This window comes from Moorena sp. SIO4G3 (assembly GCF_010692305.1).
Classification (GTDB): Bacteria; Cyanobacteriota; Cyanobacteriia; order Cyanobacteriales; family Coleofasciculaceae; genus Moorena; species Moorena producens_A.
The window spans coordinates 8830-17665 of the sequence record NZ_JAAHIG010000178.1; the positions used below are offsets into that span (position 1 = coordinate 8830).

General features: G+C 44.2%; 8 protein-coding genes. 2 read left to right on the top strand and 6 right to left on the bottom strand.

Annotated features, from left to right (window positions below; all coding sequences use genetic code 11):
* Positions 1-472 precede the first annotated feature (472 nt).
* Together F6J99_RS26060 and F6J99_RS26065 are read right to left on the bottom strand one after the other, a co-directional pair.
* Complete coding sequence (locus tag F6J99_RS26060; protein WP_293116668.1) at positions 473-2731, bottom strand: AAA family ATPase; 2259 nt, start codon at positions 2729-2731, stop codon at positions 473-475.
* Between the two features lie 131 nt (positions 2732-2862).
* Positions 2863-4305, bottom strand: coding sequence for an ATP-binding protein (locus F6J99_RS26065; RefSeq protein WP_293116670.1), 1443 nt, complete (start codon positions 4303-4305; stop codon positions 2863-2865).
* Between the two features lie 248 nt (positions 4306-4553).
* Between F6J99_RS26065 and F6J99_RS26070 the strand changes: the two genes are divergently transcribed.
* Positions 4554-5252: an acetoacetate decarboxylase family protein gene (locus F6J99_RS26070; protein ID WP_293116672.1), complete on the top strand. Its 699-nt coding sequence runs from the start codon at positions 4554-4556 to the stop codon at positions 5250-5252.
* Between the two features lie 22 nt (positions 5253-5274).
* On the opposite strand, the gene F6J99_RS26075 is transcribed toward F6J99_RS26070, so the two are convergent.
* The 3 genes from F6J99_RS26075 to F6J99_RS26085 form a co-directional block, all read right to left on the bottom strand.
* The gene (locus F6J99_RS26075; protein WP_293116674.1) at positions 5275-5802 is read right to left on the bottom strand and encodes a tetratricopeptide repeat protein; all 528 of its coding nucleotides are present in this window, start codon (positions 5800-5802) and stop codon (positions 5275-5277) included.
* Complete coding sequence (locus F6J99_RS26080) at positions 5795-6556, bottom strand: transporter substrate-binding domain-containing protein (RefSeq protein WP_229424165.1); 762 nt, start codon at positions 6554-6556, stop codon at positions 5795-5797. Before F6J99_RS26080 ends, F6J99_RS26075 begins: the two co-directional genes overlap by 8 nt.
* Before the next feature lie 430 nt (positions 6557-6986).
* Entirely contained in the window at positions 6987-8261 is a 1275-nt protein-coding gene (locus tag F6J99_RS26085; protein WP_293116677.1) for a transposase, read from the bottom strand.
* A gap of 118 nt (positions 8262-8379) precedes the next feature.
* Between F6J99_RS26085 and F6J99_RS26090 the strand changes: the two genes are divergently transcribed.
* Positions 8380-8619 (top strand): hypothetical protein, encoded by a 240-nt coding sequence (locus tag F6J99_RS26090; RefSeq protein WP_293116679.1) that lies wholly within the window; start codon positions 8380-8382, stop codon positions 8617-8619.
* Between the two features lie 23 nt (positions 8620-8642).
* Here the strand turns inward: F6J99_RS26090 and rplT are convergent.
* On the bottom strand, positions 8643-8836 hold a 194-nt coding region (rplT, locus tag F6J99_RS26095; RefSeq protein WP_293116682.1), incomplete at its 5' end, for a 50S ribosomal protein L20.

Below are 8836 nucleotides of genomic sequence, written 5' to 3' on the forward strand. Positions count from 1 at the left end.
TCGAGAAGGGTTTTGATGGTAATATCGAAATGCAATAACTCGCTTAAAAACCCTTCCAAAACACCAAAGTTAGCTTTATTACGCAGCAGTTTTTTGATTGCCCAATCAAAGCGAATATGTGTGTCTGGCATTGTCTTGTGCTGGTGCTACTGTTCTCGATTATCTCGATTATAGGTAAATTTTACGCTGAGGATGCCCTGTGCCAAGAGAATGAGGAACCGAGAGAGGGGGAGAAAGGGAGATATCGAAAGTCTAGGAACGATTTCATCAGCTTTTCGAGTATCCAAATCAAAATTTGGACTAAAAATATGACTCATGACAATGTCAATTACTTAACCACATTCAGTTGATTCTATTATTTCTATACCAGTACCCACTCAGGTGAGGACAACTCTTACTTCTAATACCTTGTTAGAGTCAACTTCTGCCTTCTGCCCTCAGCATAGCTGCCTTGCCCGTAGCGCTATATCACTCAGGTTTTTTGTGCCAGGGCAAACCAGCGCCGGATTAACTCTACCTGGAAGCGATAACCTTCATCCTCTTTCTCTATTAGCTCACGCCTCAAGAGCAAGTTGAGAGTGCTGTCCAGTTCATTGGGAAACTTACAGGATAAGGCTTCTCGACTTACTATCGACCCTTCCCCCTCTGCCGCAAGGAAACATAGCACTTCTAGCCCAGCAGCGTCTATTTGGTTTGTTTCGATATCAGCAAAGAAAAATCTACCACGTTCTAAAGCTTCTGGTATTGCGGCTTCAACGTCCGATAGCTTAGCCAGCCTGCGAACCGTAGGTGTTTGCTCATTCTTAAGTGCAACAATCTCAGCGCAGAGGAGTTGCACTAGAAAGGGATGACATCGGGTAAGTTCTAGCACGCGCTGAAGGGCTTCTGGCTCATAGCGTAGAGCAAAATCCTTGACAGGTTGCTCAATCAACTGGCGTGCTTCGGCTTCTTTCAGGTAACTAATATGTATCACCTGGACATTGATCAGATAGCTAGCCCAGGGCTGAAATTCCTCTAGAGTATGGGAGCCAGCCAGTAAAACCTTGAAGCGGGGACGGTGCTGGATCAAGTTCCGTAGCATACCTAAAACGTCCTCCTCGTCAAAACGTCCTTTGGCTATAGCCCTGTCTAGAGCTTCAAACTCATCCAGAGCAAGTAAGACCGTATTTTTTTCAAGTGCTAGCTCGACATCATCCAGCCATTCATCAAAGCGAGTGAAGGGATCTGCCTTTAGTGCATCCCGAGTCAAAGGCAGCAGAGTTATGCCTCGTTGCTTGTTAGCTAAGTCCACCATTTTTCTGGCAATGTTGTAGAGAAGACCAGCATGGTCAGTTGCCCGTGTAGCTGGTCCTTGTAAGTCCACAAATAGAGGGACAATTGTATTGGGGAGCAGGCGTCCCAGGTTGTAGAGTAGGGAAGTTTTCCCCATGCGCCGCTGACCGTAGAGGAGCAAGGGTGGTCTGCGCTGGTCTAGCAGCAATTGCTCGATTTGAGCAGTAACGTCAGTCCGCCCAATGAAGATTGCCTGCTGTTCTGTCAGAGGAACTCCAATAATGTAGGGAGAGTCAATGTCTTGATGCAGTTCAGCTGTTTTTGCCAGTTCGCGCACATGATTGGTTAAGATTTCACGCCAACTTTTGACTATAGGGCGGAAACGCTTGGCATACCTGTCACTGCTGCGGTTCAACTCTAGTGATAACCCATTTAGGCGGTCTGCAATACCCATAAGGGCTAGACGCTGGTTATAGGAACTTTCCTGATTCAGAGCAGCATTTACATCCTGACTGATCCGACTTAAGCTGTGCAGCAGGGGACTGGCTGGAACGTCCAATTCGTCAGTTATTAGGCTACGATGAGCATTTCTAATCGATTGAATATCCTTACAGTTTTCTAACTGTTGGGCATCCTGTTCGAGTTGCTTTACTTGATGCCTTGGTAAAGCCAACTGTCTGATCCACACAAAGAAACCTATTAGCTGTTTTTGAAGTTGGCGAAGTCCCACATAGTGGACATTTCCTTCTTTAGCTAAGGTAGGCCAGGCTTTAATTAGCTGGGTAGTAGGAATCATTATACCCAAATTGTAATCTGCTTGGATTGCCACAAGCATTCCAATCACCCCTTTCAATTTCTCATCCCAAATCGGTGCGCCAATACAGCCTTTCCACCCTTCTTCTACTTTATTTGTTATTTCTATTTGTACGTCACCTAAGACCAGCGACCCCCTCAAAACTCCGAAAATCCACATGCCTTTAAAGATTCTTCTAAACATACCGACTTCATAGTTATTGAAACCCAACAACTGCATCACCACAAACCCAAAAGTCCTGAAGGGATGCCCCCAGACATCCTCTGCCACAACTAGTCTTGCAGGTCGAGCCTGGTTTGGAAGAGGACTTTTTAATTCCAGCACTGCAATATCATAAATATCATCAATATCATCAATATCTTCTTCACCTTTTTTGTTGTTGTAAGAGGATGGATACTTAGAGGGTCGCCAGAAAACTACCCGAGCTATGATCCTCTTTTTTGGTCTTAGTAGGGGAAAATCGATGTAGATTGGCTGCTCAGGCAAATTTTCTACATTAATTATTTCTGGGACTATACCTAGAGCACTCATAATCACATTGAAAGTGGTGAATACATACCTCTTAGACACTAAAAAACCAAGACCGACAATTTTACCACCAGTATCATAAATTCGCACAATAGAGGTCTCTAGTGTTGTTTTCATTCAATTACTTTCGCTTTCAGTTTGAATTTTTATTCTTGAGCCAGTTGCACTCCAATCAGCAGTAATCTGGAGTGCTGTATAAATCAATCAGTCTAGGAATTGCAGGGAACAGTTAAGTGAAGTGATGACCCCTATAATAAGTATCGAAATGGTTTTATCTGTCTTAGTCCCTCTTCTCGCCATTGATCATCGGTTTCGTTATCTTCTATGGTGAAAAGGCGTTCTCGACAGAGGATTTGCAGTAGCAGTGGCCAGCGTCCACTTTGGTTCAGAATCCATTCTCTGTCCTCAACAGGGAAAGAAATGGGGGAGCTAGCTATCAATTCCCGGGCTTCTGGCTCTTTCAGCGGTCCTAGAGTGGTGGTGTAGCCGAAAATGTTGAAAAAAGGTGAACTGTGACCGGTGTGGTGAGCTAACTCAATTGGTGATTCGGGGGTTGCTAACACAAACCCTAGATTACCTTCTGTGTAGTTGGTTGCCAAGGAGCGCAAACTCTCCCAGAACTCATCATCTAACTCTGGGCACCGTTGTAACCCTACGCCAATCTCATCCATTAGAATTACTGTAGGCCTGTTGAGGTTGTCACTGACCAAGTCCATGAAACAATCCAGGTCACAAGCAGCAGGCACTGGAATTCTCAAGCATTCTAATATGTAGGCAAGCAGTCGTTCTTTGCTTGCCATGCGGGAGTCTTGGAAGTCTATAAATATCCAGCAATAGTTTTCTGGATTCGGCAACCAGTCAGTCTTTTGACCAAGACGTAACTGTTCTGACAAGGTGGTGGTTATATTTTCTAGATATTTCAGTAGAGAAGTCTTACCACTGCGCCGTTTACCAATGATGGCAGCATTTTGCAGGGGATGGTGTTTCAATAAGTTGAAAAGACGTTTTATTTCCCGCTCACGTCCGAAAAAGTTGCGGGGATGAGTGATGGGGGGACCAACGATAAAGGGTGAGGGGTTATCGACGGTTTTTAATAATGCCCTAGGCTTCTTTTTCGTAGATGCTTCAGCAGGTAAGAGTGCTGGATCGCTCTGTTCCATTAGTTGAGCTATTAGTGTCCGCATGCCCTCTGCTGTGGGTAGCCTTTTTAGCTGTTCTTGGATCTTTCCTATTTTTTGATGTAAGCTTTCTATCTGCTGGAGTTCTAGAACTTGAGCAGGTGTCCGCGTGAGTTTGACAATCTGGATAAAAACAGCGGTAAATTCGTACAACTCTTGACTGGGGTTAATTCCTAGTTCCCTAATCTCATCTCCCAATGTATTCCAATCGAGAAAATCCTCGATTTCTTGAAGGATAATTGAAAAGTTATTTTCAGCTAGTGCTTGGCGGAATGCCTGTTGGATATCTTTTTGCCGGAAAAGTTCGAGGATTGGCTTAGGTTTGTCAACGCCGTACTCGACAAGGGCGTATTGGTAAACTCCAGAAAAATCGGCGGGTGGATGATCGGGAGCTAGGTTAAATTGCTTTAGTAATTTGATGACAAGCTGATGGCGCTCAAGCTTATTCTTGACAACAGAATTCCCTAAACCTGCAATAGCGCTAATTATTGGGTTAAGGTTGACTGGTGTCATAATCAGTTTCCTAGATGGCTAAATTGGTCATTTTGATCATAATCACCATAATCTTGGAGGCGTTGCTTAATAATAGAATGATTTTAGGAGGCGCGCACCTGTGGAATGGGCATCTTGCCTGTTCGGCGATCTTTTCGGGCGGGCAGGATGCCCACCCTACTTCTATTCATTCCTTGATTTAGCAACGCCATCTTGGATCCCTTTGACAACCATCAACGGATTAAGCATTTTAGCTAGAGGATGTTCCGATGACTTACCCAAGCCCACCCTGGACACTACAAGGCTACGCCATCCAAACCTTGCAGCTGATTGATATTGAGCGAGTGCGATCGCTAATTCCCCCAGAATTTGACATTGTCTCCCTATGGCCAGGAAAGACTCTAGGTGGAGTGTATCTATCCCTGTACGGCTCAGGGTCAGTCCTAGAATACAGTGAATTAATTGTAGTTGCTGGCAGAGTGCGCTATTCCGGCAAAACGGGCGGCTGGATTTCCCACATCTACGTCGATAACCACGATTCTGTGGCAGGTGGTCGAGAAATTTGGGGATTACCAAAAGAGATAGCTGAGTTCACCTGGGAAAAATGCGAACGACCAAAGGTCACGCTACGCGAACGCTCTACCAGATATCAACATCAGGTCACCGTCCGTCAAGGAGAGAATACCCTGTGCCGCTTCAGCTACAATCACGCCAAGTTTGGCTGGCAAGTCCCCCTAAATGACAATGTCTTAAGCACCCTCTCAGGCAATATTCTCTACTTCAACGGTGATTTTAAATCTCGCTTAGGCTTAGTGGGTAGCCAGTTAGAGGTTCCACCTGAGAGTCCCTTTGCCAATCTAGGGCTCAAGCAACCATGGTTAACCCTTGATATGGATAAGCTCTGCTTAACCGCTGGTGCACCAGAAGTCGTAGGACAACTAAATTCATCCTTGATAATTCATGCTTGATACTTGATACTTCTGACTTTATTCATGCTGGTGTAACCAAGCGTTTCCGGAGAGATTCTGCTCGACGCTTAGCGGTAGAATTCTTGGGTTCATATTTGAGCGCCTCATCATAAGCTTCTAAGGCTTGAACAATTAATTGCTTGCGCTCGTAAACATGACCGAGATTGTTGAGGGCTGTGACATATCCAGGCTCTTGCTTCAAGGCTTCTTTGTACTGGCGAATAGCCAGATCATATTGTTCTTTGGCACAGTAGGCGAAACCCAAAGCATTATAGACAGGAGCAAGGTTTTCCTCGTCAGCATCAGTCCCTTTCAACGCTTTTTGAAATAGTAGGATAGCTTGACCAAAGAGCTTCTTGTCTGCATAAATACTGCCCAATTCATAATACTCTATAACCGTCCCCCGGTCTTTTTGCAGTTTTTTCTCCAACCGAGAGAGAGTGGTTTCAATTTTACGAGTTTTGATAACTTGGAACAGCACAGCGATACTAACACCAACAAGTAGGACTAGCAAAACTGACAGATAAATCGTTGGCAGTGTATCATTCATAAGGTTTGACTTTTTTTCTTCTTAATGGTAATCCCCAAGCAGTTGCTCGTTGAGCTAACCAACCATCTGCTTGCCAACGTGCGATCGCATTATTCACGCGCTGCTTTAGCTTGGTGTATTGTAACCCCTTAGGCATCACCACACACAAGGCTTCACCCGAGAGCCACACTGGTAGCATCCGATACTCAGGATAGTCTTGTACCCAGCCACTCAGAATACTATTATCGGCAGCAAAAGCATCAGCTCTACCATTTTCTAAAAGCGATCGCGCTTCTTGGTAGGAATCTACTCCCACCACCCTAGATTCCGGTAAAGCATACTGCACCACGGCAATTGTGCTAGAATGATTGAGTATGGCGATGGTTCTGGTATGGAGATCACCCAATCTGGTAATTAACGGGTCTTTAGTAATCAAACCCGTGCCATCCAGGTAGTAGGGGATACTAAAATCCACCAATCGACGGCGAGGTGCTGTGGCTGTAACTCTAGCAATTGTCAGGTCAACTTCACCGTCCAAAACCACCTTAAGTCGGTCAATATTTCCCACCTGCTGCAACACCACCGCATCAGAATCACCTAAGAGTTCTTCTGCTAGACGTCGTGCTAGGTCAATTTCCAATCCTTGTAACTTGCCATCGGCATCCCTATATCCCAAAGGGCGCAGATTATCTTTGACACCAACAATCAACTGACCCCGCTGCTCTATTTCCTCAAGTTGAGCACTCCGAACCCGTAACGGTGTCAAAAAAGACATCGCCGTCAATCCGAAGACCATACCAAAGTTGAAGAATTTGTGCTTAAGCATCGGTTGGGGAATCGAAATTGGGAAAAAGGTAAGCTATCGGTCGTGTTTTTGGGGATTTTCCTGAAAAAACAATACCAAATTAAATACCAATTTAAATACCGATTTAATACCAAATTATAGCGTTTATCGCAGTTATGAGGTACGCTTCTCAACCTCAAAGTCCCCCTTATTAAGGGGGATCATGGGGGATGAATTTGTACCTTATGGGATATATTATTGCTATAATACTAATTCAAGATACTAATTAAAGTTGGGTTGGATAATTATTATAATCTATAATAATCAAAAGAACCAAAGGTTATTTTTATCCCTGACCAGCCTTACCCGTAAGGATTAGCAATTTACCCAAAACCCGAGTTTCTCAGGTTGGTGACAGCTCCTATACTGACCTTTTAGGTTCAGTGTAGGCTTCCCAGCCAATCCGGCCATTGCTTAGGAGGCGCTGGGCTTTAAGAACGGACTGCCCTTCCGCTCTATTTTTGATGTTGTTCGCGTAGCGTCGGCTTCGCCGAATCGCTGCATTATGGTCACGGTCAAGACTACACCCACAATGAGGACAATCGTGCCACCGGACATGCAGCTTTTTAGGAACTTTATTTCCACAATTGGAGCAATTCTGTGAAGTATTATGGGCGCTTACTGGAACCGCCAACAAACCAGCATTCAAGGCCGTAGGCCACGCTACGCGAACGGCTTTGTTTGTCAAAATTGTCAGAAAGCTTGACCACCCGGCGTCCAACACAGATAATGCCAATCGGGATAAGACAAGTCCTTTAACATTTAGTTTTTCGTGAGCTATTACATCGTATTTTGACAGTAAATAGTTGGCGGTTTTGAAGTGGAAGTCTTTACGTTTATCCGCCACTTTTTTGTGCTGCCTACTAAGTTGCTTGATAGCTTTAAGCCTATTATTACTACCTTTTTTTCGTCGGGATACCCGCTTATGAATAATCTTTAGTCTTTTTTGAGATTTTCGGTAATATTGCGGGATTTCAATGGTTTCCCCTTCAGATGTAGTTAAAAAATCCTTAAGTCCAACATCAATACCAATTATTGAATCAGGATTGATATCAGGTTTAACCTCGGGAACTGTCTTATCTTCTAGGGATAAGACCAGATAATAGCCATCACATTTCTTGGTAATAGAAGCAGTCTTAATTTTAAACCCGTTAGGAATAAGGCGATGTAGTACAACCTTGATTTTGCCTAGCTTAGGTAGGTTAATCAGATTGCCCTCCAAGCACCCGTCTTTCATTTGGGGATAAGTAAAGGTACGGTAACGGTAACGCTTCTTAAACCTAGGTCTCCCACTTCGTTTTCCATTACTGTCCCCTTTGATAAACCTATCAAAAACTAGCTTTACCCTTTTGACTACATCTTGAAGTACTTGAGAATGGATCTCCTTGTACCAGGGATGAGTTTTCTTGAGATTTGGTAAAGTTTTTTTCTGGCTGTAATAGTCCGGATTATCCCTTAATTTAGGAAGGTAGCAAACAAGAGGGCAAGCATTGATGGAACAGCGATTTTGCTCGTACCAGGAAAATCTATCCGCCAACAAGTAGTTGTATTGATCACAAAGCATTGATAGCCAATTATCTATCTTGTTTTTTTGTTCTTTTGTTGGACGTAGCCGGTACTGATAAGCTATTCGCATTACTTGTCATCCTATTTATCGACCTATAAAAATCATAGTATACTGTATAAACATGTGACAATCCAAAATGAAATAAAAAAAACTGATAATTAGGATTAATGATTTTGAAAAAAGACAATTGGCACAGGAAGCACAGCGACGCGGGATGACCCAATCAGAACTCGTGAGAAGCTTGATAGCTCGTTTCCCTGTTCCAAGAGACCCTGTGCAAAATTCATCCCACACTCATGCTGCGCATGTTCGTTGTGGGGCTTCTTTTGCCGGACAGCTAAGCATTCAGCTATCAGCGATTGGCTTCGGCCTATGGCCACGCTACGGGAATGGCCAAAAGGTGATGGCTGACCGCAGACGCCCGTAGCGTGCGCGTAGCGCATATGATGCTTACTCAGCTTTAGCCGCTAACTCCACCACTTTGTTAAAGCTATCTGGATCCAGCACTGCCAGCTGTGCCAACATCTTGCGGTTAATTTGAATATTGGCTTTTTTCATTTGACCCATCAGCTGGCTGTAGCTAATGCCATTTTGACGTGCTGCTGCGTTAATGCGAGTAATCCACAGACGTCGAAAATCCCGCT

Bases quoted from the DNA above. Each gene is read 5' to 3' on its own strand.
- F6J99_RS26080 (WP_229424165.1), bottom strand. From the start codon at position 6,556: ATGTCTTTTTTGACACCGTTACGGGTTCGGAGTGCTCAACTTGAGGAA.
- F6J99_RS26065 (WP_293116670.1), bottom strand. From the start codon at position 4,305: ATGACACCAGTCAACCTTAACCCAATAATTAGCGCTATTGCAGGTTTA.
- F6J99_RS26085 (WP_293116677.1), bottom strand. From the start codon at position 8,261: ATGCGAATAGCTTATCAGTACCGGCTACGTCCAACAAAAGAACAAAAA.
- F6J99_RS26070 (WP_293116672.1), top strand. From the start codon at position 4,554: ATGACTTACCCAAGCCCACCCTGGACACTACAAGGCTACGCCATCCAA.
- F6J99_RS26075 (WP_293116674.1), bottom strand. From the start codon at position 5,802: ATGAATGATACACTGCCAACGATTTATCTGTCAGTTTTGCTAGTCCTA.
- F6J99_RS26060 (WP_293116668.1), bottom strand. From the start codon at position 2,731: ATGAAAACAACACTAGAGACCTCTATTGTGCGAATTTATGATACTGGT.